Genomic DNA, 23,923 nt, shown 5'->3' on the forward strand with positions numbered 1-23,923 from the left:
ATGGCGCTGCTGCTGAGTGCGGGGGCACTGTTGACCCTGGGCATTGTGATGATCGGTTCGGCCTCCATGGAGGTTGCTGCCGAGAATCATGGCAGCCCACTGTATTTTGTTCTGCGCCAGAGCGTGTATGCCGTGATTGGCTGTCTGGCGGGGCTGGGGGCGGCCAACATCCCACTGGTCTGGTGGCTTCGGGGCGCCTGGCTGTGGCTGGGTCTTGCCTTTGTGTTGCTGGTGGTCGTGCTGACGCCGCTCGGCATCACGGTCAATGGGAGTTCCCGCTGGATTCCACTGGGTCCCGTGAACCTGCAGGTCTCGGAAGCGGCCAAGTGGCTGCTGGTGCTCTATGTGGCGGGCTACGTGGTCCGCCGTCATGCCGAAGTGGTGGATACCTGGCCGGGCGTGATCAAGCCGTTGGTGATACTGGCGGCTGCTGCCGGGCTGCTCCTTGCGCAACCGGATTTCGGCGCCGTGGTGGTGCTGATGGCTGCGGCCTTTGGCGTGATCTTCGTCAGTGGTGTCGGGCTGGGGCGGTTCCTGGTGATGAGCCTGACAGGCCTGGCGTTGGCGGGGGCCGCGTTGCTCAGTCAACCCTACCGGATCGAGCGCCTGGTGGCCTACCTGGATCCCTGGCAGGACCAGTTCAATTCCGGGTATCAATTGACCCAGGCCCTGATCGCGTTCGGTCGTGGTGAGTGGACCGGGGTGGGTCTGGGCAACTCGATCCAGAAGCTGTTCTATCTGCCGGAGGCGCACACGGACTTCATTTTTGCCATTGCCGCCGAGGAATTTGGCCTGCTGGGCGCACTGTGCATTCTGGCGGCGTTTACGGTGCTTGTTGTGAGCGGACTGCGCATCGCACGTCAGGCCCGGGACGCCGGCGTGACCTTCGGGGCGTGCCTGGCCTATGGCCTGACCCTGCTGCTGGCGCTCCAGGCGTATATCAATATGGCGGTCAATACCGGCCTTCTGCCAACCAAGGGGCTGACCCTGCCGCTGGTCAGCTATGGCGGCTCCAGCCTCATCGTGAGCTGTGTGAGTATCGGCGTGATTGCGCGGGTCCAGATGGAAGTGGAAGACCAGGGTGCCCAGGAGGGCGGTGAACCATGAGCCAGCGGTTCCTGATCATGGCGGGCGGTACCGGGGGGCATGTTTTCCCGGCCCTGGCCACTGCGGAGGCACTCCGGGAGAAAGGGCATGACGTAGCCTGGCTGGGCAGCAGCGGTGGCATGGAAGGCCGGTTGATTGGAAACCGGGATATCCCGCTGCATCTGATTGAGGTCTCCGGGCTGCGTGGCAAGAGTGCCCTGGCGCGGCTGGCGGCACCAGTGAAGCTGGTGCGGGCGCTGTGGCAGGCGCTGGTGGTGGTGCGGCGGTACCGCCCGGACTGTGTGCTTGGCATGGGCGGCTTTGCGGCCGGGCCGGGCGGCCTGGCCGCCTGGTTGCTGCGTCGCCCGCTGGTAATCCATGAGCAAAACGCGATTGCCGGCATGACCAACCAGTGGCTGGCGCGTCTGAGCGAGATCACGCTGGAGGCATTCCCAGGGGCATTTGGGGAGCAAACAGTGACCCGGTGTACGGGCAATCCGGTGCGACAGGACCTGACCGGTTTGCCAGAGCCGGGCGAACGCGTGGGTCAGGAAGAACATCTCAAGCTTCTGGTCCTTGGAGGCAGCCGGGGTGCCCGCGCCATCAATGAAGGGGTACCGGAGGCTCTGGCGCTGCTGGAGGTTGGCCAGCGACCGGTAGTCCGTCACCAGTGTGGCGGCGATCACGTGGACAGCACCCAGGAGCTCTATACCGAAGCGGGTGTGGCGGCGGACGTGGTGCCCTTTATTGAGGATATGGCGGAAGCCTACCGCTGGGCCGATCTGGTGGTGTGCCGGGCGGGGGCCCTGACCCTGGCGGAACTGGCTTGTGCGGGGGTGGGCTCCATCCTGGTGCCTTTCCCGCACGCCGTGGATGACCATCAGACGGCCAACGCGCGCTACCTGAGCGACGCGGGGGCGGCGCTGCTGATGCCCCAGTCGCAGCTGGAGCCATCAGTCCTGGCCCGGGAGCTCCAGCGCCTGAATGAGGACCGGGACGCATTGCGCGTCCTGGCGGAGAAGGCCCGTGGACTGGCGGTCCCGGATGCCACTGAACGTGTTGTCAATTACTGTCTGGAGGCCGCCAATGGCTGAGCGCAATACCAGCCCGATGGTTCATGATGTGCCCGAGATGCGGCGGATCCGCTGTATCCATTTTGTCGGCATTGGCGGGTCCGGCATGAGCGGGATTGCAGAGGTGCTCTACAACCAGGGGTATGAAGTCACCGGTTCCGATATTCGAGAAAGTGGTGTCACCCAGCGCCTTAGCGGACTTGGTATCAGTGTCGCCATCGGTCACCGGGGCGAGAACAGTGCGGATGCTGACGTGGTCGTGGTTTCCAGCGCGGTGGATGAGACCAACCCGGAAGTGGCCATGGCACGGGAAAACCGGGTGCCGGTGGTGCCGCGTGCTGAGATGCTGGCCGAAATCATGCGCTACCGCCATGGTATTGCTGTGGCCGGCACTCATGGCAAGACGACAACCACCAGCCTGATTGCCTCCATTCTGGGCGAAGGCGGGCTGGACCCGACGTTTGTGATTGGCGGCAAACTCAACAGCGCAGGCACCAATGCCCAGCTTGGGCGCTCCCGTTACCTGGTGGCCGAAGCTGACGAAAGCGATGCCTCCTTCCTGCACCTGACGCCGGTGATCAGTGTGGTCACCAACATTGATGCGGACCACATGCACACCTACGGCGGTGACTTCGAAAAGCTCAAGCAGACCTTCGTGGAGTTCCTGCACAGTCTGCCCTTCTACGGCGTCAGCGTTATGTGCTGCGATGATCCAAGGGTACGTGAAGTGGCTGAGCGTATGTCGCGCGCCGTACTCACTTACGGGTTCAGCGAGGACGCTGACTACCGGGCCATGGACGTGAGCACGGATGGATTCAGTACCCGTTTCCGCGCCCTTCGCCCCGAGGGCTACTCGGATCTTGAGGTCCGGCTTCGCATGCCGGGGCGTCACAATGTTCTCAATGCCATGGCAGCCATTGCCGTCGCCACGGACGAGGGGGTCGCGGATGCCGACATTCTCAGGGCGCTGGAGCAGTTCTCCGGCGTTGGCCGGCGTTTCCAGGTCTACGGTGACTACCCGGTGGCGGGGGGCAGCGTCACCCTGGTGGATGACTATGGGCATCATCCGCGCGAGGTGGAAGCGGTTATTCAGGGCGTGCGCGATGCCTGGCCCGAGCGTCGCCTGGTGATGATCTACCAGCCGCACCGGTTCAGCCGTACCAGTGACCTTTATGACGATTTTGTACGCGTGCTGTCGACGGTGGACGTTCTGTTGATGCTGGAGGTCTACCCGGCGGGCGAACAGGCGATTCCGGGTGCGGACAGCCGCAGCTTGTGCCGAAGCATGCGCCAGCGGGGGCAGCTGGATCCGGTTTTCGTCGAGCAAGGGGATCGGGTTGAGGATCTTCTGGGTAATCTGCTGGCGCCGGGCGATCTGTTGATTACCCAGGGCGCCGGTGACATCGGTGGGCTGTCGGCACGTCTTGCCGCCAATGGCCTGACGGGGAGGGGAGGTGATCATGACGACCCCTGACGAATACCGCGTCAGCGTCGCGCAGGCGCAGGCCCTGGGCCGGGTTGCCGTGCTCATGGGCGGCGATTCGGCGGAACGCAGTGTCTCGCTCAAGAGTGGGCAGGCAGTCACTGAGGCTTTGCAGGCAGCGGGCGTCGATGCCCACCCCGTGGACGTTCAGGGTACCGCGATCCTCGAGCTGGCCGCGGCAGGCCGCTTTGACCGGTGTTTCATTGCCCTTCACGGGCGCGGGGGCGAAGACGGTACCGCGCAGGCGATCCTGCAACAGGCGGGGCTGGCGTACACGGGCAGTGGCGTGCTCGCCTCGGCGCTGGGGATGGATAAACTTCGCACCAAGTACGCGTTCGCCGGAGCCGGGCTGCCCACGCCCGCCTTCCGGTTCATGCGTTCCGAGGATGAGGCGGAAGCCATTCTGGGTGAGCTGCGTGCACCGCTCGGCATCAAGCCGGCCCGGGAAGGATCGAGCATCGGCGTCTGCAAGGCCGGAACCGTGGCGGAGCTCAAGGAAGCCTATGCCCAGGCTTGCGAGCATGACCCACTGGTCCTGGTTGAGGAATGGATAACCGGCAGTGAATACACGGTGAGCATCCTGGGGGAACAGGCGCTGCCGGTTATCGGTTTGGCGACAGACCATACTTTTTACGATTTCGAGGCCAAATACCTTTCGGATGATACCCAGTACATGTTGCCCAGTGGTCTGGATAACGCCCACGAGCAACGCATCCGGCAGCTGTCGCTGGACGCCTTCCGGATCATTGATGGCTGTGGTTGGGGCCGGGTGGACGTCATGCAGGATGCCAGCGGAGGCTTCTGGCTGCTGGAAGTGAACACCATTCCCGGCATGACCGATCACAGCCTGGTGCCCATGGCCGCGGAGGCGGCTGGTATCGGTTTCCGGGAACTCTGTGTCCGGATCCTGGAACAGTCATTGGAGGGCCCTCCATGAGCGCGGGGCTTCAGCCTTTTGGGATCCGGGACACACGGGGCGGCACCACGCGCCAGCGTGGTGCCAGTCCCATGGTGGAGGATCCATCGGCGCTGCGCCTGCTCTTGCGGATGGGGAGCGCTGCGGTGCGGCAGGTACCCTGGCGCCAGGTGGCGCTTGCAGGACTGGTCGCGCTCATTGCCGCCGTGCTGCCCTGGGCGATCGGTCAGGGAGTCCAGCTTCTGGACCGGGACTTTGGTCAGATCCAGGTGCAGCGCGAACCGGAACGGGTTACGGAAACGGCGCTGCAGCGAGAACTGGCGCCTTTTATTGGAGCAAGCTATTTCGCGACGGATCTTACCAGGGTCAAGGCCCAGCTCGAGACTATGCCCTGGGTTGAAAGCGCCGCGGTGGGGCGGGAGTGGCCCGGAACCCTGACGGTCAGTGTGCGCGAGCATGAACCAGCGGCTCTGTGGAATGGCCGCGCACTGATCAGCAGCGAGGGTGAGGTGTTTCGTCCCGCCAATCCGGCAGCATTGGACCTGCCCCGGCTCAAGGGACCGGCGGGGCGGGCGGGCGAGGTACTTAAGCAAGCCAGGGCTTTCCGTGAAAAGCTGGCGGCGCAAGGGGTTGGACTTGAAGGCGTCAGCCTGGAGGCAAGAGGCGCCTGGACGCTGCTTCTGGATAACGGCATACGCGTCTCACTGGGTCGGGATCGGGTCCGGGAGCGCTTTGAACGGTTCATGACAGTGTACGACTCCCGGCTGGCGCCCGTGGCGCCGGCCATTACGGGGGTGGATGCGCGCTATGGCAACGGGGTTGCAGTGCGCTGGAGAGATTCTTGAATCACGGGACTGAGTTTATGTCATCGGCAGACACAGAGAACATGATCGTCGGGCTGGACATCGGCACCTCCAAGGTGGTGGCACTGGTGGGTAAGCAGAATCCGGACGGTTCCATCGAGGTCGCCGGTATCGGCTCGAATCCATCACGCGGGCTCAAGCGCGGCGTGGTGGTCAACATCGAGACGACCGTTCAGGCGATACAGCGGGCCGTGGAGGAGGCGGAGCTGATGGCTGGCTGCCGGATCCATTCGGTGTATGCCGGTATTGCCGGTAGCCACATCCGCAGCATGAACTCCCATGGCATCGTTGCCATCCGTGACCGGGAGGTGACCCAGCCTGACATTGACCGTGTCATTGATGCGGCCCAGGCGGTAGCGATTCCCGCGGACCAGAAGGTGCTGCACATCCTGCCCCAGGAGTTCGTTATCGATAATCAGGAGGGCATCAAGGAGCCATTGGGCATGTCCGGAGTGCGCCTTGAAGCCAAGGTCCACCTGGTCACCTGTGCGGTTAATGCGGTGCAGAACATCGACAAGTGCGTTCGCCGCTGCGGCCTGGACGTGGACGACATCATTCTGGAGCAGCTGGCGTCCAGCTACTCGGTGCTCACGGACGATGAGCGCGAGCTGGGCGTGTGCATGGTGGATATTGGCGGGGGCACCACCGACATCGCCATCTTCACCGGGGGCGCCATCCGGCATACGGCGGTGATTCCGATCGCCGGAGACCAGGTCACCAATGACATCGCCATGGCGCTGCGTACCCCGACGCAGAACGCCGAAGAGATCAAGACCCGTTATGCCTGCGCGCTGACCCAGCTCGCGGGGGCCGAGGAAACCATCAAGGTTCCTGGCGTGGGCGACCGCGCGCCCCGGGATCTGTCGCGCGCGGCGCTGGCTGAGGTGGTGGAGCCCCGATACGAGGAGCTGTTCACACTGGTCCAGTCGGAACTGCGGCGTAGCGGCTTTGAGGATCTGGTCCCGGCGGGCATCGTGCTTACGGGCGGTTCTTCCATGATGGAAGGCGCGGTTGAGCTGGCGGAAGAGATCTTTCACGCGCCCGTGCGCCTGGCCACACCGTCGGGCGTGACGGGCATGAGCGACGTGATCGGAACCCCGGTGTACGCCACCGGCGCGGGGCTGCTGATGTACGGTTTCCGGCAGGCGGAGCAGGGGCGCGGGGGCGGCTCCTCTCAGCCTGCGGGGAACTCACTCCTGGCGAGAATCAAGCAGTGGTTCACCGGGAATTTTTGAGTCGGAGTCAATACAGCAATAAAAGCGGCACAAGCCGCTCTCAAACGGAAGGAGAAGGGGAATGTTTGAACTGGTAGACAACGTAGAGCAAAGCGCGGTGATCAAGGTTGTCGGTGTTGGTGGCGGTGGTGGCAATGCTGTCCGCCACATGCTGGCAAGCGAAATCGAAGGCGTGGAGTTTCTGTGCGCGAATACCGATGCCCAGGCGCTGAAGGATCTGGACAGCAAGTCCCTGATCCAGCTTGGCGGGAATATCACCAAAGGGCTGGGCGCCGGCGCTAATCCTGAAATCGGCCGTCAGTCTGCAATGGAGGACCGGGACCGCATCGGTGAGGCGTTGAAGGGCTCGGACATGGTGTTCATCACCGCCGGTATGGGCGGCGGAACCGGCACCGGCGCGGCGCCCATCGTGGCTGAGGTCGCCCGGGAAATGGGCATTCTGACCGTGGCGGTGGTTACCAAGCCGTTCGGCTTTGAAGGCGGCAAGCGAATGAAAGTGGCGGACGCTGGCCTGAAGGCGCTTGAGGAGACCGTGGATTCTTTGATCACGATCCCCAACGAGAAGTTGCTGACGGTGATGGGCAAGGAAACCAGTCTTCTGGACGCCTTTGCTTCCGCTAATGACGTGCTGCTGGGGGCGGTCCAGGGCATCGCGGACCTGATTACCCGCAACGGCATGATCAACGTGGACTTCGCCGATGTGAAGACGGTCATGTCCGAGATGGGTAACGCCATGATGGGCACAGCCCGGGCGACTGGCGAGGAGCGGGCCCGAGAGGCGGCCGAAGGGGCCATCCGCAGCCCGCTGCTGGATGACATCAACCTGCAGGGTGCGCGTGGCATCCTGGTGAACATTACCGCCGGCATGGATCTGAACCTGGGCGAATTCAGCGAGGTAGGCGACATTGTGCGTGAGTTCGCTTCTGAATCCGCAACCGTCGTGGTCGGTACCGTGATCGATCCGGAAATGGAGAACGAGTTGAAGGTGACCGTTGTAGCGACCGGTCTCAATGCCGAGGCGGATGCGCCCCAGAAAGTGGTGGACAATACCCGCAGCATGGACGGCAAGACCGACTATAATCAGCTGGATCGTCCAGCGGTGCTGCGCCGGCGCGCTGTGGCCAGTGAGGGCAGCGCGGCGGTTGATCAGGAGAGCCAGGGCGAGCAGGATACCAATGTCGACTACCTCGACATTCCGGCATTCCTGCGTCGGCAGGCGGACTGAAGAGGCGCGGGAAGGCCGGGGCATTGCGCGTCTCCGCGGCCAATGTCTCGGTTTTCCACGGACTGTATAAATGGCATCCATGAATGCCATCTGTTACAGTAAGCGCAAATTACGGCAGCAGTCTAAGCCGTGTCTATGACGGAACAATGACACCATGATCAGACAACGTACCCTGAAAAACACCATCAGAGCGACGGGCGTCGGGCTCCACTCCGGCGAAAAAGTGTTCCTGACGCTGAAGCCGGCCCCGGCTGATACGGGCATTGTCTTCCGGCGAGTCGATCTGGATCCGGTTGTCGAGGTGGAGGCGAGGGCCGAATACGTCGGCGAAACCATGCTTTCCACCACTCTGGTGAAGGATGGGGTTCGTGTTGGCACCGTGGAACACCTGATGTCGGCCATGGCCGGGCTCGGGGTTGAGAACTGCTATGTGGAGCTGAGCGCGGCGGAAGTGCCGATCATGGACGGCAGCGCGGGGCCCTTTGTGTTCCTGCTGCAGTCCGCTGGCATTGCCGAGCAGGAAGCGCCGAAACGGTTTACCCGCATCAAGCGTGAGGTAACCGTTGAGGAGGAGGGCAAGTGGGCCACTTTCACACCCTTTGACGGCTTCAAGGTGGGCTTCACCATCGAGTTCAACCACCCTGTCTTCGAAGGCCGCAACCAAAACGCCACGGTGGACTTTTCAAGTACCTCCTTCGTGAAGGAGGTGAGCCGGGCACGGACCTTCGGATTCATGCGGGACATCGAAGCACTGCGTTCCATGAACCTCGCCCTTGGTGGCAGTGTAGACAATGCCATTGTCGTGGATGACTATCGTATCCTGAACGAGGATGGCCTGCGCTACGATGACGAGTTTGTACGCCACAAGATGCTCGATGCCATTGGTGATCTCTATCTGATGGGCAGCAGCCTGATTGGTGAGTTCCGTGGTTTCAAGTCGGGGCACGACCTCAACAACAAGCTCCTCCGCAAGCTCATGGCGGAAGAGGATGCCTGGGAAGTCGTGACCTTTGACGACGAGGCCAAAGCCCCTATCTCCTACTTCAAGCCAAGCCTGGCAGCGACCGGCTGAATCCGACTATTGCCCGTCATGGGCATGCGAGGACAGGCGCCTCAGTACCCCACTGAGGCCACTGTCCTCCGTTTCCTCTGCAACTTCCCTGAGCAGTTCTGCATTTTTCGAAGTCATTTCCGGGCGTTCCCTGATTGTTCTGGGGCGTGGGTCATGCCAGGGCTGTACCCGGGCGCGCACGCGCCAGACCTGGCTGAAGCGCTCATCCTGCCTGAGGTTGCGGACGATGGCCCGCTGCTGGAAGCGGACCTGGCTCGCACGGGTGCTGTCGGTAACGAGAAGGGTGAGTTCACCGTTCGCGTAGCCGCCAAAGCGGCAGCAGTCGGCCAGATTTCCGGGCAGAGCTTCAAGGATGACGGTTTCCACCCGTCGATGCTGTTCCGCCTGCCTGAGGAGCCGGTTGAGCGGGCCATCCGAGCCACTGTCGAGCGGGTGAGCGGGGCGGTTTTCCCGGGCCATGGACGTTTACCTGTGACTCCAAGAAGAGGTTAAAATTGTAACGGACCCTTTCCGTGATCTGTCTCACAATTAAGTTTTCGTTACACTCAAAGTTCGAGTATGCTTTTGATCCTTTACAGGATCAATAGACGGGCTTGGATGCCGCGGGGTCTCAGGACACAGAGGTCGTAAAGACAAAGAGTTCGGGTGAACCTATGAACATACTTTTTGTAGGCCGCCACCACGGCAGAGCCCGGGTCTTTGCGCCGGGACGTCATACGCTGCTTGCAGCCGGTGCCAGCCTGGTACTGATGATGGCCGGTGCTGGTTGGGGGGGTTACCAGCTGGCGGTTTACTCCGGGAATACCGGCATGGCCGCGGATGGCCGGATGGTTGAGCGCTGGCAACAGCGGCTGGAGCAGGCCCGCTCGGAGCTGGAGCGGATCGAAACCCGTGCCGACAATGAGATCGCGGCGCTGACGCGACGTGTGGGTGAGCTTCAGGCACGGGCCCTGCGCGTGGATGCCCTGGGGCAGAACCTGGTGGCATCCGCGGATCTTTCCGGAGAAGAGTTCAACTTTGAATCCGCTCCCGCCATGGGAGGGCCTGAATCCGGGGGAGCTGGGCAGAGCCAGACGACCCAGGGGCTTGAGCGCCAGATCAGCGCCCTTGAGAAGCGGCTCAGCTCCCGTGAAAAGCAGCTTACGTTGCTGGAACGGCTCATCGCCAACCGCGAGCTTGAGAGCCAGCGGGAGGTGGATGGCCGGCCGGTGACCTGGGGGTGGAAGTCGTCCCCTTATGGCTACCGTACCGATCCCTTCAACGGCCGGCGCGCCTGGCATACCGGCGTGGACATTGCCGGCCGCGAAGGGGGTGACGTGATCGCCGTTGGCGCCGGGGTCGTAACCGTTGCCCGCAAGAAGGGCGGTTACGGTTACCTGGTGGAAATTGACCATGGTGACGGCTACAAGACCCGTTACGCTCACGCCAAGAAAATCCTGGTGAAAAAAGGCGAGGTCGTGGAAAAGGGCCAGAAGATTGCGGCCATGGGCTCGACGGGGCGTTCCACGGGCCCTCATGTACACTTTGAGGTGGTCAAAAACGGGAATCGACAGAACCCGACCGATTTCATGTGATCGTACTGCCGGCCAGCTCACGGCAGCCGCTTTTCCCTGTCAGTAAAATGGCGTTAGAATGCAGTGCCTTATTGTGTTCCACAGCGCCGACTCCATCTGTTCCGCCCTGTCTCTATCGCGGCGCCCATCCGGACAGGGCTTATAGGAAAATGAATCAGGATTATGTTCTCACAGCTGGCCACCCGTCTTTTCGGAAGTAAGAATGCCCGTGAAATCAAGCGCATGTACAAACTGGTGGATTGCATCAACCAGTTTGGCGAGAGCCTCGGGGCGCTCTCGGATGAGGCGCTGCAAGCCAAGACCAACGAGTTCCAGGATAAACTCAATAATGGTGCGGAGCTGGAGGATCTCCTTCCGGAAGCGTTTGCAGTGGTGCGCGAAGCCAGTGACCGGGTCCTTGGACTGCGCCATTTCGATGTCCAGCTGATCGGTGGTATTACGCTGCACGAAGGACGCATTGCGGAAATGCGTACCGGTGAGGGCAAGACACTGGTGGCAACCCTGGCGATCTACCTGAACGCGCTTACCGGTAAAGGCGTTCACCTGGTCACCGTGAATGACTATCTGGCACGGCGTGACGCTGAGTGGATGGGGCAGCTCTACAATTTCCTGGGGTTGAGCGTTGGCGTGGTCATGGCCGGCCAGTCCACCGAGGATAAGCGCGCGGCCTACGCCTCGGACGTTATCTATGGCACGAACAACGAGTTCGGTTTTGACTACCTCCGAGACAACATGGCGTTCAGTCTGGAGGACAAGGTCCAGCGAGAGCTTCACTTTGCGATTGTTGACGAAGTGGACTCCATCCTGATTGATGAGGCGCGAACACCGCTCATCATCTCTGGAGCCGCCGAGAGCGACACGGACATCTATCGCAAGGTGAACGACCTCATTCCACACCTGGAGAAATCCTCCGAGGATGCGGAGGAGGAGCCGGATGGCGACTTCACCATTGATGAGAAAACGCGTTCGGTGGAACTCACGGAACAGGGCCATGAACGGGTTGAGGCGTTACTGCGTGAAGCCGGCCTTCTGGAGGAGGACTCCAGCCTCTATTCCGCGGCCAACCTGAGTCTGCTCCATCATATCCATTCAGGATTGCGGGCCCACCACCTGTTCCATCGTAACGTGGATTACATTGTCAACGATGGTCAGGTGGTCATTGTTGACGAGCATACCGGCCGGACCATGCCGGGCCGGCGCTGGAGCGAGGGCCTGCACCAGGCGGTGGAAGCCAAGGAAGGCGTTGAGGTCAAGGCCGAGAGCCAGACGCTGGCGTCCACCACCTTCCAGAACTTTTTCCGCCTCTATGACAAGCTGGCCGGCATGACCGGTACCGCGGATACCGAGGCATTCGAGTTCAACCAGATCTATGGTCTGGATGTCGTCTGTATACCCACCAATAAGCCGGTCAACCGCACCGATTACAACGACCTGATCTACCTCACCAAGGAGGAGAAGTACCAGGCAATCATTGACGAGATCCGGGACGAGGTTTCCGCCGGGCGGCCGGTCCTTGTGGGCACAGCTTCCATTGATACCTCGGAAGTGATGTCGAGGCTTTTGAAGGAGGCGGGCATCCCCCATAACGTGCTCAACGCGAAACAGCACGAAAAGGAGGCCCACGTCATCGCCCAGGCTGGTCGCCCCGGTACCGTGACCATTGCCACCAACATGGCGGGCCGGGGTACCGACATTGTGCTGGGCGGCAACCTGGATGCGGAACTGGCGGATCTGGGCGAGGATGCCTCCGAGGCCGACATCGAAGCGGTGAAGCAGGATTGGCAGAGGCGCCATGATGCCGTGGTGGAGGCTGGCGGCCTGCACATTATCGGCACCGAGCGTCACGAGTCACGCCGGATCGACAATCAGCTGCGCGGTCGGTCCGGGCGCCAGGGGGATCCGGGGTCGTCCCGTTTCTTCCTCTCCCTGGAGGACGACCTGATGCGGATCTTTGCGCCGGATCGCGTCAAGAACATGATGCAGGCGCTGGGCATGCAGAAGGGTGAAGCCATCGAGCACCGGATGGTGACCAACTCCATCGAAAAGGCCCAGCGCAAGGTCGAGGGGCGCAATTTCGATGTTCGGAAACAGTTGCTCGAATACGACGACGTTGCCAATGACCAGCGCCGCGTGGTGTACGAGCAGCGTAATGAAGTGATGGAGTCCGAGGACATCTCGGAGCTCATCCAGCAGGTGCGCGAAGATGTGGTGGATGCCGTCATAAGCCAGCATATCCCGCCCCAGAGTATGCCCGAGCAATGGGATATCCCGGGGCTGGAGCAGAAGCTTGAGAGCGAGCTTGGCCTGCAGCTGCCGGTCAGGGACTGGCTCGAGGAAGAGGGCATGTATGAGGAGAAGCTGCGTCAGCGGATCCTGGAGGAACACATCCGTGTGTACCAGGAGAAGGAGGACGTGGTTGGCTCCGAGACCATGCGCCGGTTCGAAAAGCAGGTTTTCCTTCAGACCCTGGATACGCTCTGGAAGGAGCACCTGGCGAACATGGACCACCTGCGTCGAGGTATTCATCTGCGTGGTTACGCGCAGCGCAATCCCAAGCAGGAATACAAGCGCGAGGCGTTCAACCTGTTCCAGAACATGCTGGAATCCATCAAGTTCGATGTGGTTCGGGTGATTTCCCGGGTGCGCGTGCAGCGCCAGGAAGAGCTGGATGAGATGGAACGCCAGCGGCGTGAAGAACTGGAGCAGGAGCTGGCGCGCGCTCAGGCCCGCCATGACGAGGCCAGCGCCCAGGCGCCCGCCGGCGCAGAGCAAGGCGAGGCGGGTGGGAACCAGAGTACCGGTGATGACGACGACTCGGGAGTTAGCCAGCAGCCGTTTGTGCGTGATGGTCGCAAGGTCGGTCGTAATGAACCCTGCCACTGTGGTTCCGGCAAGAAATACAAGCACTGTCACGGCAAGGCGGAATAAGCGTTATGGCGGTCAATCCCGCACCTCTCCCTGAATTCCATGCCGTGCCCGGTGTTCGGCTGGGTACGGCGGACGCGGCCATCAAGAAGCCGGGCAGTGATGACCTGGCACTGATGGAGCTGGCTGAAGGCAGCGCCGTCGGTGCTGTATTCACACGCAATGCGTTCCGCGCCGCGCCGGTACTGGTTGCGGAACAGGCGCTGGCGGCCGGGCGACCGCGCTACCTTGTGATCAATACCGGCAATGCCAATGCCGGTACCGGTGAGCAGGGCCTGTCGGATGCCCGTGCCTGCTGTCGGGCCGTTGCAGAGGCCGCTGGCGTGGGCGCGGAACAGGTACTGCCGTTTTCGACTGGTGTCATAGGGCAACCCCTGCCTTTGGCCCGCATGCTGGAGGCCATACCGGAAGCGGTCACGAATCTTGATGCCAATGGCTGGGCAACGGCTGCCCCGGCTATCATGACCACGGACACAGTGCCAAAAGGCGCAACCCGGCGGGTCATGATCAATGGTGAACCGGTCCACATTTCCGGCATCAGCAAGGGGGCGGGGATGCTCCGGCCCAACATGGCCACCATGCTTGCCTTCGTGGCCACGGATGCTGCTATTCCCGCCGGGGTGCTTGAATCACTGGTCCACGAGCTGGTGGAGACGACCTTCAACCGCATCACCGTGGACGGGGACACGTCGACCAACGACGCCTGCGTGCTGGCGGCGACCGGCCAGAGTGCTTCCGAGGTGCTGGATGCCGATGGCAGGGTGGTGCCGGCACTGCGTGAGGCGTTGGCGGACGTTTTTCTGGAGCTGGCCCAGGCGCTTGTGCGGGACGCGGAAGGGGCTACCCGGTTCGTTACCGTTGAGGTAGCGGGGGCTGCGGAAGCCAGTGAAGCATGCCGGGCGGCCTTTAGCGTTGCGGAATCACCGCTGGTGAAGACGGCGCTCTACGCGGCGGATCCCAACTGGGGACGCATCCTGATGGCGCTCGGGCGCGCGGGAATTGAGGCCCTGGCCATCGAAGGGGTGTCAGTTCACCTGGACGATGTATGCATCGTGCGCCATGGCGCAAGGGCCGCGGAGTACACCGAGGAAGCCGGCCAGGCCGTGATGGACCAACAGGAGCTGACCATCCGTATCGATCTCGGCCGGGGCAGTGCGGTGGAACGGGTCTGGACCTGTGATTTCTCCCATGGCTACGTCACCATCAACGCCGAATACCGGACCTGAGCCGTTGAAGACACTGCATGTAGCGGTAGCGGCGGTCTGCCGCTGGCAGGATGCTCACCAACAGGTTCTGGTGGCACGTCGCAATGCTCGCCAGCATCAGGGGGGGCTTCTGGAATTCCCTGGCGGAAAGGTAGGGAAAGGGGAGTCCGCGGCTGCCGCGCTCGTGCGTGAGCTGCATGAGGAAGTCGGGCTGGGGATGTCGGAGCAGGCGTTGTGCTTTGAGTTGAGCCTCAGCCATGACTATGGCGACCGTCGGGTTCAGCTTGACTTCTACCGCGTCACTGACTGGTCCGGGGAGCCCCGGGGGCAGGAAGGCCAGCCGTTGATGTGGCTGGATGTGGCAACCCTGGATGCGGACGCGTTCCCGGCCGCCAATCGCCGCATGATCGAGGTCCTGCAGCTGCCAGCTCGGACGCTGATTACGGGACCGGATGTGACGCCGCACCGGCTTGCGGAACGACTACAGGGCAGGGCAGGCAGTCAGTGCCTGCTGCGGTGTCCGGAGCTGGATGACGAGGCCTATAGGGCGCTTGCTGAAGACAGCCTGCGCGTGGCTCATGAGGCGGGCTGTCAGCTGTTGCTCCACGGCGCACCACAACGCTTGGTCACGGTGCCTGGCGCCGATGGCCTGCACCTGCCCTGGCATGAGGCGAGTCGCCATACCGAAAGACCCGTCAGCGGGGCCTATCGTCTGGGCATTTCCTGCCATGATGACGCTGGTTTGGTGCACGCCCAGGCACTGGGTGCGGATTACGTGTTTCTGTCTCCCGTGAAGACGACGATCAGCCATCCGGAACGGTCACCACTGGGATGGCATGATTTTGAGGCAATGGTGGCCGATGTGGCGCTGCCCGTCTACGCTCTGGGCGGGGTTGATGACGGTGATGTAGCGATAAGCCGCCGTCATGGCGGTTGTGGTGTGGCCGGTATTGGCTTCTGGTGGCATTGAAGGAGGAAGGATGAGCGGTCTCAGTCATGTGGATGAAGCCGGTGCGGCGAACATGGTCGATGTGGGCGATAAGGCCCAGACCCATCGCGAAGCACGGGCCGGTGGCACCATCCGGATGCAGCCTGAAACTCTGGAACTGATCCTGGCGGGCGACCATCCCAAAGGGGATGTGCTCGCCACGGCCCGGATTGCCGGTATCATGGCGGCCAAGCGCACCCATGAACTGATACCGCTCTGCCATGCCCTGAACCTGAGTTCGGTCAAGATATGGCTCACACCCCGGCAGGAGCGGGATGGCATCGATATTGAGAGCCGTTGCCGCCTGAACGCGGCTACGGGCGTGGAAATGGAGGCCCTTACCGCCGTGTCGGTGGCGGCGCTGACGCTCTACGATATGTGCAAGGCTGTTGATCGGGGCATGGTCATGGAGGGCATCCGCCTATTGGAGAAACAGGGCGGCCGCTCCGGCCATTGGCAGGCGCCGGAGGAAGGCGCGGACTGACCCGTTCAGCGGCGCTGCGCCTTCTGTTAAACTGGCGCCTCTTTATCATCCTGAGAGGATCGCCCGTGATCGTCCGATTCATCGAGAGCTGTCGCCTTCCCACGCCTTTCGGTGTGTTCGATATGCATGGGTTCGAGGAAGTCGAGACCGGCCAGGAGCACGTGGTTCTGAGCCTGGGCGATGTCTCCGACGGCCACCCCGTGCTCGGGCGGACCCACTCCGAATGCCTTACCGGTGACGCCCTTTACAGTATGCGTTGCGATTGCGGCTACCAGCTGGAGGAGGCGCTGCGCAGTATCGCCATTGAGGGACGCGGTGTGCTTCTCTATCTGCGCCAGGAAGGGCGTGGCATCGGCCTTCTCAACAAGATCCGGGCCTACCGGCTGCAGGACGAGGGGGCGGATACAGTGGAGGCCAACGAGCGTCTTGGGTTTGCCGCGGATTTGCGGGATTACAGCATGTGCCTGGATATGCTGGACCACCTGGGCATCCGTCAGCTCCGGTTGATGACCAACAATCCCCGCAAGGTGGACGCGCTCCGGGATCTGGGCGTGGATGTGGTCGAGCGGGTGCCGCTGGAAGTGGGCCGCAACCCCCACAATGAGTCCTATCTGAATACCAAGCGCTCACGCATGGGGCATTGGTTCTACACCCATCAGGACGACGATCCGCCGCCCGAGGCCTGAGGTTTCAGGTCTGGGCGACGGCGAAACCGCCGTCACTGCCCCGTGAAAGGCGGGCGCTGATGGCCTTGTGGATGCTGGTGGCGTCCAGCCCGGCGTCCGCCAGCTGTTCCGCCGGTTTGCCGTGATCGATGAACCGGTCCGGCAAGCCCAGCTGCAGCAGCTCCGCGCCGATGCCCTCAGCATGAAGGTGCTCGGCGATGGCGCTTCCGGCCCCACCAGCCACCACGTTCTCCTCAATGGTCACCAGCAGGTCATGGCTGGCCGCCAGCTTTTCGACCAGAGCCGTATCCAGCGGCTTGACGAAGCGCATATCCGCAACGGTAGCGTCCAGTGATTCCGCTACCTCCAGGGCCGGGGCCACCATGGCCCCGAAGGCGAGAATGGCCACCCTTTTACCCTGGCGGCGCACCACACCCTTGCCGGGGGGCAGGGCTTCCATGTGCTCAGACACGACCGCGCCGGGGCCTGTTCCCCTGGGATAACGCACAGCGGCGGGTCCCTCATGGCACCAGCCGGTGTAGAGCATGTGCCGGGTTTCGTTCTCATCCGAGGGGGCCATGACCATCATGTTGGGGACACAGCGCAGGTAGGTCAGGTCGAAGGCGCCAGCATGGGTGGGGCCGTCCTCACCGACCTGGCCAGCGCGATCCAGGGCGAAGAGCACATCCAGGTTCTGCAGTGCTACGTCATGGATAAGTTGGTCGTAGGCGCGCTGCAGAAAGGTGGAGTAGATGGCCACCACCGGCTTGGCGCCATCACAGGCCATACCGGCAGACAGGGTCACCGCGTGCTGTTCCGCGATGGCCACATCGAAGTAGCGTTCCGGGAAACGCTCTGAAAACGCCACCAGATCCGAGCCTTCGCGCATGGCAGGGGTGATGCCCATGACCCGCTCATCCTGCTCTGCCAGGTCGCACAGCCATTGGCCAAAGATGTTCGAGTACTTGGGCTTCTTGGGCGCATCCGCCGGCTGCACGGGCGGTGCCGGCTCAATCTTGTTGATGGCATGGTAGCCCACGGGGTCGGATTCGGCGGGGCCAAAGCCCTTGCCCTTGGTGGTGACCACGTGCAGGAACTGGGGGCCGTCAAGCTGGCTGATGGTGTCGAGGGTTTCCAGCAAAAGGGGAAGATCGTGGCCGTCGATGGGGCCGATGTAATTGAAACCCATCTCCTCGAACAGGGTGCCCGGGGCCAGCATGCCCTTGAAATGTTCCTCGGTACGCCGGACCAGTGCCTTGAGGCCGGGTGTGTTGGCCAGCACGCGCTTACTGCCGTCGCGTACCTGGTGGTAGGTGCGGCTTGCGAGCAGGCGTGCGAAATAGTTGGAAAGCCCGCCCACGTTGTGGGAAATGGACATTTCGTTGTCGTTCAGAACCACCAGGAGGTTGGCGCGAACGTCCGCCGCGTGGGTCAGCGCTTCGAAGGCCATGCCGGCGGTCATGGCGCCATCGCCCATCACGGCGATGCCCTTGCGGTTACGCCCCTGCTGGCGCGCGGCCAGCGCCATGCCCAGGGCGGCGCTGATGGACGTGCTGGAGTGGCCTACCCCGAAATGGTCGTAGGGGCTTTCGTCCCGGTTGGGGAAGGCGGCCAGCCCGTCCTTCTTGCGGATGGTCCGCAACAGCTCTCGCCGCCCTGTCAGGATCTTGTGCGGATAGGCCTGATGGCCCACATCCCAGACCAGGCGGTCTTCCGGGGTCTCGAAGATGTAGTGCAGGGCCAGGGTCAGCTCGACCACGCCCAGGCCGGCTCCAAAGTGGCCGCCGGACTGGCCCACGGACCATAACAGGAAGGCTCGCAGTTCGCGCGCCAGGGGCACCAGTTGGTCACGACTGAGCGAGCGCAGTTGTTCGGGCGTATTGATACGGTCCAGCAGGGGCGTTTCCGGTCGCTGCGTGGGTATGCTGTTGAATACGGTCTTATCCTGCATCCGGGCCTTGCTGCCTTGGCGATTCCTGACGGTAACCCCGCATTATAGGGAAAACGGCGCGGAAGTTCAGTCCCGCGTTTCCCGGCACAATAAGACGCCCGTCGTGGCAGTGACAACAGCCCGCTTCAATGGTTACGTTCAATGATGAATGCAGCCAGGGCTGCGAGCAGGGACGTGTCGCCGGGGAGCCCGTCCAGTTGCGCCAGTGCGTCGCGGTGAAGCGCATCCAGGCGCTGCCGCGCGCCCTCAAGCCCCAGGAGGGCCGTGTAGGTGGCCTTGTTGGCAGCGGTATCCGAGCCCTGGGGCTTGCCGGTTACAAGTGAGCTCCCTTCCACGTCCAGGATGTCATCCTGGACCTGGAAGGCAAGCCCGATACGGCGCCCGAACGCGCGCAGCGAGCTGATCAGCCGTTCGTCGCCGCCCGCGCAGAGGGCGCCGAGCACCAGTGAGGCTTCAATGAGCGCTCCGGTTTTGCATCGGTGCAGGGCCTCCAGGGCGTCGATGGATGGATGCGCGCCGGTGGCCGCAAGATCCAGCGCCTGGCCGCCGGCCATCCCCTTGTGGCCCGTGGCCGCAGTTAGTTCCTGCAGCATGGTGACAACGGTTGACGGTGGACACTGGATGCCGGACAGCGTTTCGAACGCCAGGGTCTGGAGGGCGTCACCGGTGAGGATCGCAGTGGCCTCATCGAACGCTACGTGGCAGGTTGGCTGGCCGCGGCGCAGCTCGTCATCATCCATGGCGGGCAGGTCGTCATGCACCAGGGAATAGGCATGGATGAGTTCAACGGCCACGGCCGCCGGCATGGCGGCATCATCCGCCCCACCACCACAGCGGCAGGCAGCCAGGACCAACGCCGGACGCAGGCGCTTGCCGCCACCAAGGACGGCGTGGCGCATGGCCTGGTGCAGCCGGTTTGGTTGGGCATCCGGTGCCGGGAGGCTGTGATCCAACGCCTCTTCCAGGCGCGTCCGTGTCTGTTCGAGAAAGGCGTGGGCCGTCATGCTTCGGAGCTGTCCTCCGGGTAGGGGCGGGTTTCAAGCTCCCCCTGGTTGTTTTCAATCACCTGTTCCACCCGCTGTTCCGCGTCGCGCAGCGACTGCTGGCAGGAGCGGGTGAGCTGAACCCCCCGTTCGAAGGCCTTCAGCGAATCCTCCAGGGCCATATCTCCCTGTTCCAGCTTGCGTACCAGTGATTCCAGCTCCTGGATACTGGCCTCAAAGCTGGCGGTGTTAGCGCTGTCATTCGTGCTGTTCTCACTGTCACTCATGCATCCACTCCCGTTGCTGCCGGTGCCACCACCGGGTGAACCCCATGATTGTAGCATGCCCTTCCACGCCGTCATCCGAGCGTAAGCTGTCACCTGTCACCCTCGCCTGATACCATGCTGGGCTTTATGGGACCATGGGTGGAGTCAGATGGGCATCCTTGAAGCGCTGGCCTTCTATCTGGGACTGGGGGCCGTCGCCGGTACACTGGCGGGGCTTTTTGGCATTGGTGGTGGTCTCATTATCGTGCCCGCGCTGGTGTTCGCGTTTGGTTGGCAGGGCGTGAGCGACGGGGTGACGGCGCATCTGGCGGTCGGGACGTCGCTGGCAACAGTGGTGTTTACCTCCCTGAGCTCGATCCGCACGCATCACGGCAAGGGTGCCGTCCGCTGGGACCTGTTCCGGCCCATGACCGCGGGGATACTGCTGGGCGCGGCGCTGGGTGCGGTGACGGCGGGGCTGCTCAGTGGTGAGGCCCTCCAGCAGGTCATCGGCGTCTTTGTGCTGCTGGCGGCCGTGAAGATGGTAACCGGCTGGTCGCCCATGGCCGCTGACCGCCAGCCCGCCAAGGCGGAACTGGGCGGTGTGGGCGGTGGCATTGGCTGGCTTTCCGCGATCGTCGGTATTGGTGGCGGCACCCTGACCGTGCCTTACCTGACCTGGGTGGGCGTACGGATGCAGCATGCGGTGGGCACCTCCGCTGCCTGCGGCTTCCCCATTGCGGTCTCCGGCGCACTGGCGAACATCATGGTGGGCTGGGGGCGTGAGGGGCTTCCGGACTACAGCCTGGGCTTTGTGTTTCTCCCGGCGCTGTTGGGCATTGTTCTGATGAGCGTCCCCTTTGCACGTGTGGGCGCACTGCTGGCACACCGGCTTGATGAGCGCTGGCTCAAGCGGCTGTTTGCGCTGCTGCTGGTGGTTATTGGTGTGCGGTTTCTGATTACAGGTTAAGGGCATTCATGCTGGTACATCCGCAATTCGATCCGGTCGCTGTTTCGTTGGGTCCCCTGTCCATCCATTGGTACGGGATCACCTACCTGGTGGCGTTCGTCGGTGGGTGGGCGCTGGCGAGGCTGCGGACCACCCGAGCGGATTCACCGGTCAATGCCGAACAGCTGGGCGACCTTCTGTTCTATATGGCGCTGGGCGTGATCCTGGGGGGACGCTTTGGCTATGTGCTGTTTTACCAGTTTGAGCGTTTTCTGGCGGATCCCCTCTGGCTCATCCAGATCTGGGAGGGGGGCATGTCCTTCCATGGGGGATTACTCGGTGTGCTGGCCGCCATGCTGATGTTCGCCCGCCGTATTGGCACCGGTTTCTTCGCCATCGCTGATTTCATTGCGCCCGTAGTGCCCCTGGGTCTTGGCATGGGGCGGCTGGGTAACTTCATCAATGGTGAGCTCTGGGGCCGGCCCACGTCGCCGGATCTGCCCTGGGCCATGGTGTTCCCGCAGGCCGGGGATGCCCTGCCGCGCCATCCCTCCCAGCTGTATCAGTTCGCGCTCGAGGGGGTGCTGCTGTTTGTGGTGCTCTGGTGGTTTTCCGCCAGGCCCAGGCCCCGGATGGCCGTGTCCGGTCTTTTCCTTGCCGGGTATGGGGTGGTCCGGTTTGCGGTCGAGTTCTACCGTGAACCGGATCCCCAGCTGGGGTTCATCCTGATGGACTGGATGACCATGGGCCAGCTCCTGTCGCTGCCAATGGTCCTGGCCGGTGCCGCACTGCTTCTTTTTGCCTATCGACAGAAAAAGGCTGCCTGACGATGGAATCCTATCTGGCCCTGATGCGGGATGTGATTGATAACGGCGTCGACCGGGGGGATCGCACCGGCGTTGGTACGCGTTCGGTCTTCGGGCGCCAGCTGCGCTTTGACCTGGGGCAGGGCTTTCCGTTGCTGACCACCAAGAAGGTCCATGTGCGCAGCATCATCCATGAGCTGTTGTGGTTCCTGAGTGGCTCTACGGACAACCGGGAGCTGCAGCGGAACCGGGTCTCGATCTGGGATGAGTGGGCCACGGAAGACGGTGACCTGGGGCCGATCTATGGCAAACAGTGGCGCAGCTGGCAGTGCCCGGATGGCAGTACCGTGGATCAGATCAGCGAGGTCCTGGATGGCATTTGCAACCGGCCCCAGTCCCGTCGGCTGGTGGTGACTGCCTGGAACCCGGCGGAGCTTCCGGATGAATCCCAGGGGCCCCAGGAGAATGCGCGCGCAGGCCGCATGGCGCTGGCGCCATGCCACTGCCTGTTCCAGTTCTTTGTGGCGGATGGGCGGCTCTCCTGCCAGCTCTACCAGCGCAGCGCGGACCTGTTTCTGGGCGTGCCGTTCAATATTGCGTCCTACAGCCTGCTCACCGCCATGATGGCCCAACAGGCCGGCCTGGAGCCCGGGGACTTCGTGCATACCTTCGGGGATGTGCACCTGTACCAGAACCACCTGAGCGACGATATCGTCTACGAGCAACTGCGGCGCACGCCGGGCCCGCTGCCGCGACTGGAGCTGCAGCGCTGCCCGGCGAGCCTGTTCGATTACGAGGAAACGGATTTCCGGATCAGCGGCTATGAGCCCTATCCGGCCATCCGTGCCCCCATTGCCATCTGAGGTCTGTTCATGCGTATTGCACTGATGGTGGCCATGGCCCGGAACCGGGTGATTGGCCGCAATAACCGCCTGCCCTGGTACCTGCCGGAGGAGATGCAGTATTTCAAAAGGGCGACCATGGGCAAGCCCATTATCATGGGACGTCGAACCCATGAGTCCATTGGCCGTGCGCTTCCAGGGCGCAGCAACATCGTGATCACCCGTGATACCGACTGGTCCAGTGAGGGCGTCTGGGTGGCGCACTCGTTTGAGCAGGCCCTGGAGCAGGCCGAAAGGCAGGGGCTGATCGATGGCGCCGAGGAGGCCGTGGTCATCGGTGGTGCCCAGGTCTACGCCGAGGCACTGCCGGTGGCGGACCGGCTCTATCTGACCGAGGTTCACGCGGAAGTGGAGGGGGATACGTTCTTTCCGCTGGTCGATCTCAGTCGCTGGGAAGAGGTCTCGCGCGAGGATCACGCCGGGGGCGAGGAGGCCAACCGTTATCCGTACAGTATTGTGGTCTATGACCGGGGAGAATCCTGATGAGTGACTTTGACAGCCTGATGGGCGCGGCCCTCGAAGGTCGGGCGCAACTGACGCCGGACTGGGCCCAGGGGCGGGCAACCTTTGGTGGTCTGCTGGCGGCCATGGCCCATGAGGCCATGCGTGGTCAGCTGGTGGATCAGCGTCCGCTGCGTTCACTCTCCCTGTCGTTTGTGGCGCCGGCGGCCCCGGAAGAGGCGGTTGATGTCAGTGCCGAGATACTGCGTCAGGGTAAGGCGGTGACCCAGGTGGAGAGTCGCATTCACCAGGGTGACGGGACAGTCCTGGTGGCGATGGGCAGCTTCGGATCGGGTCGTGATTCGGCGGTGGCGGTGGCGCCGGAAGCCGCCCCTGAGGCGCCGGATCCCGGTTCCGCCGAGCCAATGCCGCAGATCGAGGGGGTCACGCCCGAGTTCCTGCGCCATTACGAGTTGCGGTTCTGTCTGGGCGGGTTTCCGTTCAGTGGCTCCTCGGAGCGGACCATGGGCGGCTGGATGCGTTTCCGGGAGCCACCGCAGGTGCTGACCCATTCGCATCTGGTGGCCCTGGTGGACACCTGGCCGCCGGCTGTACTGCCGCGCCTGAGCCAGCCCGCGCCCGCCAGCACGCTGAACTGGACCATGGAGCTGGTGCATCCGCTGCCCAGCATCGATCCCGCCGAGTGGTTGCTTTACCGTGCTGTTATTGACCAGGCGCGGGATGGCTACGGTCTTACCCGGGCCGGCATCTGGAGCTCCTCAGGTGAGCTGGTGGCCCGAAGCCAGCAGACAGTGACGGTCTTTGCCTGAC

23 protein-coding genes are annotated in these 23,923 nt (G+C 62.9%); 19 read left to right on the forward strand and 4 right to left on the reverse strand.

Annotated features, from left to right (window positions below; all coding sequences use genetic code 11):
* The 8 genes from ftsW to lpxC all read left to right on the forward strand — a co-directional run bounded on the left by ftsW (position 1) and on the right by lpxC (position 8,953).
* The gene (ftsW, locus tag AC1RQI_RS09230) at positions 1-1,107 is read left to right on the forward strand and encodes a putative lipid II flippase FtsW (protein ID WP_481904530.1); all 1,107 of its coding nucleotides are present in this window, start codon (positions 1-3) and stop codon (positions 1,105-1,107) included.
* Positions 1,104-2,180 carry an undecaprenyldiphospho-muramoylpentapeptide beta-N-acetylglucosaminyltransferase gene (gene murG, locus AC1RQI_RS09235; RefSeq protein WP_481904531.1) on the forward strand — a complete coding sequence of 359 codons (1,077 nt, stop codon included), beginning with the start codon at positions 1,104-1,106 and terminating at the stop codon, positions 2,178-2,180. The genes ftsW and murG overlap by 4 nt, the downstream gene beginning before the upstream one ends.
* Positions 2,173-3,633 carry a UDP-N-acetylmuramate--L-alanine ligase gene (gene murC, locus AC1RQI_RS09240; protein ID WP_481904532.1) on the forward strand — a complete coding sequence of 487 codons (1,461 nt, stop codon included), beginning with the start codon at positions 2,173-2,175 and terminating at the stop codon, positions 3,631-3,633. Before murG ends, murC begins: the two co-directional genes overlap by 8 nt.
* Positions 3,620-4,579, forward strand: coding sequence for a D-alanine--D-alanine ligase (locus AC1RQI_RS09245; RefSeq protein ID WP_481904533.1), 960 nt, complete (start codon positions 3,620-3,622; stop codon positions 4,577-4,579). The genes murC and AC1RQI_RS09245 overlap by 14 nt, the downstream gene beginning before the upstream one ends.
* The gene (locus AC1RQI_RS09250; RefSeq protein ID WP_481904534.1) at positions 4,576-5,403 is read left to right on the forward strand and encodes a cell division protein FtsQ/DivIB; all 828 of its coding nucleotides are present in this window, start codon (positions 4,576-4,578) and stop codon (positions 5,401-5,403) included. Before AC1RQI_RS09245 ends, AC1RQI_RS09250 begins: the two co-directional genes overlap by 4 nt.
* A gap of 17 nt (positions 5,404-5,420) precedes the next feature.
* Positions 5,421-6,656, forward strand: coding sequence for a cell division protein FtsA (gene ftsA, locus AC1RQI_RS09255; RefSeq protein ID WP_416633801.1), 1,236 nt, complete (start codon positions 5,421-5,423; stop codon positions 6,654-6,656).
* 61 nt (positions 6,657-6,717) lie between these two features.
* Positions 6,718-7,881 (forward strand): cell division protein FtsZ, encoded by a 1,164-nt coding sequence (gene ftsZ, locus AC1RQI_RS09260; protein WP_416633802.1) that lies wholly within the window; start codon positions 6,718-6,720, stop codon positions 7,879-7,881.
* 154 nt (positions 7,882-8,035) lie between these two features.
* The gene (gene lpxC / locus AC1RQI_RS09265) at positions 8,036-8,953 is read left to right on the forward strand and encodes a UDP-3-O-acyl-N-acetylglucosamine deacetylase (RefSeq protein WP_416633804.1); all 918 of its coding nucleotides are present in this window, start codon (positions 8,036-8,038) and stop codon (positions 8,951-8,953) included.
* Between the two features lie 6 nt (positions 8,954-8,959).
* On the opposite strand, the gene AC1RQI_RS09270 is transcribed toward lpxC, so the two are convergent.
* On the reverse strand, positions 8,960-9,412 hold the full coding sequence (locus AC1RQI_RS09270; protein ID WP_416633805.1) for a DciA family protein: 453 nt from the start codon (positions 9,410-9,412) through the stop codon (positions 8,960-8,962).
* A gap of 194 nt (positions 9,413-9,606) precedes the next feature.
* On the opposite strand from AC1RQI_RS09270, the gene AC1RQI_RS09275 reads away from it, so the two are divergent.
* From AC1RQI_RS09275 to ribA, 6 genes are all read left to right on the forward strand, one after another.
* Positions 9,607-10,527: a M23 family metallopeptidase gene (locus AC1RQI_RS09275; RefSeq protein WP_481904535.1), complete on the forward strand. Its 921-nt coding sequence runs from the start codon at positions 9,607-9,609 to the stop codon at positions 10,525-10,527.
* 162 nt (positions 10,528-10,689) lie between these two features.
* Positions 10,690-13,455, forward strand: coding sequence for a preprotein translocase subunit SecA (secA, locus tag AC1RQI_RS09280; RefSeq protein ID WP_481904536.1), 2,766 nt, complete (start codon positions 10,690-10,692; stop codon positions 13,453-13,455).
* Between the two features lie 5 nt (positions 13,456-13,460).
* Positions 13,461-14,678 carry a bifunctional glutamate N-acetyltransferase/amino-acid acetyltransferase ArgJ gene (argJ, locus tag AC1RQI_RS09285; RefSeq protein ID WP_481904537.1) on the forward strand — a complete coding sequence of 406 codons (1,218 nt, stop codon included), beginning with the start codon at positions 13,461-13,463 and terminating at the stop codon, positions 14,676-14,678.
* A 4-nt stretch (positions 14,679-14,682) separates the two neighbouring features.
* On the forward strand, positions 14,683-15,627 hold the full coding sequence (locus AC1RQI_RS09290) for a Nudix family hydrolase (RefSeq protein ID WP_481904538.1): 945 nt from the start codon (positions 14,683-14,685) through the stop codon (positions 15,625-15,627).
* Positions 15,628-15,637: 10 nt separating this feature from the next.
* Positions 15,638-16,129: a cyclic pyranopterin monophosphate synthase MoaC gene (gene moaC / locus AC1RQI_RS09295; protein WP_481904539.1), complete on the forward strand. Its 492-nt coding sequence runs from the start codon at positions 15,638-15,640 to the stop codon at positions 16,127-16,129.
* Positions 16,130-16,194: 65 nt separating this feature from the next.
* The gene (gene ribA, locus AC1RQI_RS09300) at positions 16,195-16,815 is read left to right on the forward strand and encodes a GTP cyclohydrolase II (protein ID WP_416633811.1); all 621 of its coding nucleotides are present in this window, start codon (positions 16,195-16,197) and stop codon (positions 16,813-16,815) included.
* A gap of 4 nt (positions 16,816-16,819) precedes the next feature.
* Here the strand turns inward: ribA and dxs are convergent, their stop codons facing one another.
* The 3 genes from dxs to AC1RQI_RS09315 all read right to left on the reverse strand — a co-directional run bounded on the left by dxs (position 16,820) and on the right by AC1RQI_RS09315 (position 20,015).
* On the reverse strand, positions 16,820-18,745 hold the full coding sequence (gene dxs, locus AC1RQI_RS09305; RefSeq protein WP_481904540.1) for a 1-deoxy-D-xylulose-5-phosphate synthase: 1,926 nt from the start codon (positions 18,743-18,745) through the stop codon (positions 16,820-16,822).
* A gap of 125 nt (positions 18,746-18,870) precedes the next feature.
* Positions 18,871-19,749, reverse strand: coding sequence for a polyprenyl synthetase family protein (locus AC1RQI_RS09310; protein WP_481904541.1), 879 nt, complete (start codon positions 19,747-19,749; stop codon positions 18,871-18,873).
* The gene (locus AC1RQI_RS09315; RefSeq protein ID WP_416633814.1) at positions 19,746-20,015 is read right to left on the reverse strand and encodes an exodeoxyribonuclease VII small subunit; all 270 of its coding nucleotides are present in this window, start codon (positions 20,013-20,015) and stop codon (positions 19,746-19,748) included. The genes AC1RQI_RS09310 and AC1RQI_RS09315 overlap by 4 nt, the downstream gene beginning before the upstream one ends.
* Positions 20,016-20,163: 148 nt before the next feature.
* Here AC1RQI_RS09315 and AC1RQI_RS09320 point away from each other — a divergent pair, with 148 nt between their 5' ends.
* From AC1RQI_RS09320 to AC1RQI_RS09340, 5 genes are read left to right on the forward strand one after another with little or no spacing between them, the layout of a single operon-like run.
* Positions 20,164-20,964, forward strand: coding sequence for a sulfite exporter TauE/SafE family protein (locus tag AC1RQI_RS09320; protein WP_416633815.1), 801 nt, complete (start codon positions 20,164-20,166; stop codon positions 20,962-20,964).
* A gap of 8 nt (positions 20,965-20,972) precedes the next feature.
* Positions 20,973-21,770, forward strand: coding sequence for a prolipoprotein diacylglyceryl transferase (lgt, locus tag AC1RQI_RS09325; RefSeq protein WP_481904542.1), 798 nt, complete (start codon positions 20,973-20,975; stop codon positions 21,768-21,770).
* Positions 21,771-21,772: 2 nt separating this feature from the next.
* Positions 21,773-22,612, forward strand: a complete 840-nt coding sequence (locus tag AC1RQI_RS09330; protein WP_481904543.1) for a thymidylate synthase — start codon at positions 21,773-21,775, stop codon at positions 22,610-22,612.
* 9 nt (positions 22,613-22,621) lie between these two features.
* A complete protein-coding gene (locus AC1RQI_RS09335; protein ID WP_416633819.1) occupies positions 22,622-23,134 on the forward strand; it encodes a dihydrofolate reductase in 513 nt (170 codons plus the stop codon).
* Complete coding sequence (locus tag AC1RQI_RS09340) at positions 23,134-23,922, forward strand: acyl-CoA thioesterase (protein WP_416633820.1); 789 nt, start codon at positions 23,134-23,136, stop codon at positions 23,920-23,922. Before AC1RQI_RS09335 ends, AC1RQI_RS09340 begins: the two co-directional genes overlap by 1 nt.
* Position 23,923: the final 1 nt, after the last annotated feature.

This window comes from Salicola sp. AFF1 (assembly GCF_056783195.1).